The sequence below is a fragment of the Treponema sp. R6D11 genome (assembly GCF_054786075.1).
Map to the genome: position 1 here is coordinate 1 of NZ_BDHD01000201.1, position 2,963 is coordinate 2,963.

The 2,963-nt window shown below is 49.4% G+C and carries 4 protein-coding genes and 1 pseudogene; 1 reads left to right on the top strand and 4 read right to left on the bottom strand.

All coding sequences use genetic code 11. From position 1 onward, the window contains the following. Nucleotides 1-386: pseudogene (locus ACYVTD_RS11125) on the top strand (MFS transporter); the annotation flags it as partial. Between the two features lie 29 nt (nt 387-415). On the opposite strand, the gene ACYVTD_RS11130 reads toward ACYVTD_RS11125, so the two are convergent. From ACYVTD_RS11130 to ACYVTD_RS11145, 4 genes are all read right to left on the bottom strand, one after another. Beyond that, on the bottom strand, nt 416-661 hold the full coding sequence (locus ACYVTD_RS11130) for a hypothetical protein (protein ID WP_461247840.1): 246 nt from the start codon (nt 659-661) through the stop codon (nt 416-418). Between the two features lie 234 nt (nt 662-895). After that, nucleotides 896-1,846 carry a tRNA (adenosine(37)-N6)-dimethylallyltransferase MiaA gene (miaA, locus tag ACYVTD_RS11135; protein WP_461247841.1) on the bottom strand — a complete coding sequence of 317 codons (951 nt, stop codon included), beginning with the start codon at nt 1,844-1,846 and terminating at the stop codon, nt 896-898. Continuing rightward, nucleotides 1,833-2,027 carry a DNA-directed RNA polymerase subunit omega gene (locus tag ACYVTD_RS11140; RefSeq protein ID WP_461247842.1) on the bottom strand — a complete coding sequence of 65 codons (195 nt, stop codon included), beginning with the start codon at nt 2,025-2,027 and terminating at the stop codon, nt 1,833-1,835. The genes miaA and ACYVTD_RS11140 overlap by 14 nt, the downstream gene beginning before the upstream one ends. A gap of 54 nt (nt 2,028-2,081) precedes the next feature. Beyond that, nucleotides 2,082-2,963 (bottom strand): Cof-type HAD-IIB family hydrolase (locus tag ACYVTD_RS11145; protein WP_461247843.1); only part of this gene is annotated, 882 nt, incomplete at its 5' end.

Consider the following 2,963-nt stretch of genomic DNA (forward strand, 5'->3'; position numbering starts at 1 on the left):
CCATCATGCCGGTGCGGGCTACAATTTCTATGGATCTCGCGAAAAAAGAAAAATCGGGCGCGTCTTTGGGGGTGTCAAGCTCTATCGGACAATTCGGAAACATAGCGGGATTCCTCTTTGTAACGGTTCCTTTTATCCTTCTTGGCAAACTTGGATATAACAGAAAAGATATTTTCGGCTACCAAATTGTTTTCGGCGTATTCGCCGCGTTGATGACGACCGCCGCCCTAGTCGCCTCCGCCCTGCGCGAGACCACGCTCAAGACGGCGAGGCGCAGGTTTTATTTCAACAAAAAGTTTTATAAGTTTTACATGCTGGAAGTTTTTTACGGCTCGCGGGAGCAGATATTTTTTTCCTTCGCGCCTTATGTGTTAATTTTTCAATAAGGGACCTACCCTTCGCTTATGTCTATACTTTACGCGAGAATAAAGATCAGCATAAGGCCGGGAATTTCCCTGAAAAATTCGACTATGCCCCTTTCAAAAGGAGTAACGTGTATTATCTCCGCGAGATAATTGTCCTGAATCCCCCGGTAAAGCCCGTAAGACACCCCAAAAAGAATGAGCACGCTTAAAAACCGCCCGACCTTCGCGTCCGGCCGGTAAGTGCTGTCGATAAACCGCGGGCGGAATCTTTTTTTTGTGTTAGCTTCTGTTGCCATAGTTCAATTTAACATAAATTACGCTAAGGTTTCTAGTGGATTGAATATTCCGAGAAGACATCTCACAAAGGACACGAAGGGGGAGAAGGACACGAAGAGGAATAAGGGGTTTTTGTACGTTAGCTTATCGTGAGATTGTCAAGCCCAGATAGCTTACAACAACCTTATAATTTCTTCTCTTCCTTTGTGTCCTTCTCTTACTTTGTGCCCTTAGTGAGAACTCTTTCGAAAAAATTAAGATTCCAGTTCCCGCTTAATAAGACTCGCCGTCTCCGCCTCGTCGCCGCACTCTACCCACTTAACTCCGGGAATGTTCGCGAAAAAGGTTATCTGCCTCTTCGCATAACGTCTGCTGTTCTGCGCGACAAGGGCCTGTACCCCTTCGATGTCTTGCGACAGCCGCCACTTTCCCGGTTCTTCTTCCGATTCGACGAAAAATTCGCGGTAGCCGATGGCACGAAGGCCTGGATCGTTGGGCGTGTAGCCCGCTTCAAACAAGGAGCGCACTTCTTCGGCAAGGCCCTGACGGAACATTTCCGCGCAGCGCTGGTTTATGCGGCGGTAAAGTTCCTCTCGGGGACGCGAAAGGCCTATTGTGATAAAGTTGAAAGCGGACTGAGCCTTTTCGCTATTTTTTTCAAACGAAGAAAGCGGCTTGCCGCAGGAGCGCCACACTTCGAGCGCGCGAAGAAGGCGGTACTCGTCGTTAATGTGGATGCGTCCCGCGCTTATGGGGTCAGCCGTAGCAAGTTCCGCCATGAGGGCGCCCGCTCCTTTCTCCTGTAGTTCTTTTCTCAGGGCGGCGCGGATTTCCGTGTTGGAAGGGGGCGCCTCGCTTAAACCTAGGATGAAGTTTTTAAGGTAAAAACCCGTTCCGCCCGATACCACGGGCAGTTTCCCCCTGCCCGCGATTTCCTCGCACGCCTCGTTCGCAAGGCGGACAAAATCGCCCGCGTTAAACTGTTGAGCCGGGCTTAGGATATCAATCAAGTGGTGGGGCAGGCGCTCCCTCTCTTCCGCCGAAGGCTTCGCCGTCCCGATGTCCATTCCTCGGTAAACCTGCATGGAGTCCGCAGACACCACTTCCGCCTTAGTGTTAGAGGAATTAAAAAGTTCTAGGAGTATGCGAGTTTTGCCCGAAGCGGTCGGTCCGAAAAGGATAAGGACCGGACTATTCTTCTTCAAGCCTGAATTCAACTTCCTGAGTGAATATTTGGCGGGCGGCTAGGGAAACAACCTTGCCGTCGTTGTCTACGATTTCCGGGTCTTTCAGCATGGAAAGCTGATAGCTTCTGCGTGATGCGGCCGCCGTAATTTCGTACATATTACCATCGTATTCGATGAGGTTCTTTAAAGGAAATATCATAGTGAAATTATAGCATATTTGGCAAACAATGTCGAGGGGTTAAAGGCCTCCCCATTAAAAAAAAGTATCCTCAAGGTACTTGGCAAGCCCCTCGTCGGCGTTGGAGCCGTAGACCAAATCCGCCGCTTCTTGAATCTTTTCCCTCGCGTTTTTCGGAACGGCGAAAAAGCCCGCTACGCCGGACATCGGCAAATCGTTTTCTTCGTCCCCAAAGGCGATAACTTCTTCCGGTTTAAGCCCCTTGTACTCCATGGCGATTTTAAGCCCCTCGCCCTTGGAAACGCCGTTATTTATCACTTCCAGAAACGTGGGGAAACTGCGCATTACGCTTATCCTATCTCCAAAACGCTCTTTTATTCTTTTCCGTATTTCATCATGAAGGGAAGGATCGGCTATGTACATTCCCTTGATAAACCCTTCCATCTCCGGCAGGGCGGCAAGTTTTTTCAAGTCTTTAATTACAGGCTCTATACCCGTATGTTTTTTGTACATTTGCACGTCCGGCCCGTCTTTTTCGGTCAACAGCGCTTCCCATTTTTGGTTAATGTCGCGTTTTCCAGTATCCGGCGATATGCCCGCGGGCAGGTACGCCTGAAAATGAATCCCCAAACTTCGAGCGATGTCCGTACAAAAATCCACGACATCTTTGCCGATCAAATTGGTGTGCAGAATTTTGCCGGAAGGCATCTCCACGACTTCCGCGCCGTTAAAGTACACCATAGGCCCTTCCGCCCCCATCGCGACCCTAAAACGCTCTGACGCCTCGATTGCCCTGCCCGTTGCGATTATTATTTCCATTCCGTTGGAAATTAACTTTTTTATGCATGACTGCGTGCGCTCGCCGAGCGTGGTGTTCGGCAGAAGAATTGTCCCATCCAAGTCGATAGCGAGCGCTTTTATTTTTTTAGGATCAAATTTTCTCATATAGGTTAGTAT

Excerpts from the sequence above, each read along its gene's own strand:
- ACYVTD_RS11130 (WP_461247840.1), bottom strand. The coding sequence starts at position 661 with ATGGCAACAGAAGCTAACACAAAAAAAAGATTCCGCCCGCGGTTTATC.
- ACYVTD_RS11140 (WP_461247842.1), bottom strand. The coding sequence starts at position 2,027 with ATGATATTTCCTTTAAAGAACCTCATCGAATACGATGGTAATATGTAC.